Origin of the sequence: Marinobacter iranensis (assembly GCF_029207565.1) — a bacterium.
Lineage (GTDB): Bacteria > Pseudomonadota > Gammaproteobacteria > Pseudomonadales > Oleiphilaceae > Marinobacter > Marinobacter iranensis.
The window spans coordinates 1-247 of record NZ_JANCMW010000351.1; the positions used below are offsets into that span (position 1 = coordinate 1).

A 247-nucleotide genomic window follows, 5' to 3' on the forward strand; every position below is an offset into this window, starting at 1 on the left:
TGTGCCCCTCGCCATTGATCTTGTCGATGGGGTTCGGGTCGATATAGGCGCAGCCGACGCCCTTGGCGTCGCAATACGGGCCCTCGGACAGCGCGGCGATGGTGAAGAGGTTGCTGAAGACGTAATAATTCTCGGTGGTCTCATAGGACAGGTAATTGGCGCCGAGATTGAAGTTGAGCGGTCCGTCAAAGGATGAATTCAGCCGGATCTCTTGCGCCCATTGCTCGCTGCGTGCCTCCGAACGATC

1 protein-coding gene is annotated in these 247 nt (G+C 57.9%); it reads right to left on the bottom strand.

The annotated features are described in order from the left end of the window. Positions 1–247 (bottom strand): hypothetical protein (locus NLU14_RS22660; protein ID WP_275710853.1); only part of this gene is annotated, 247 nt, incomplete at both ends.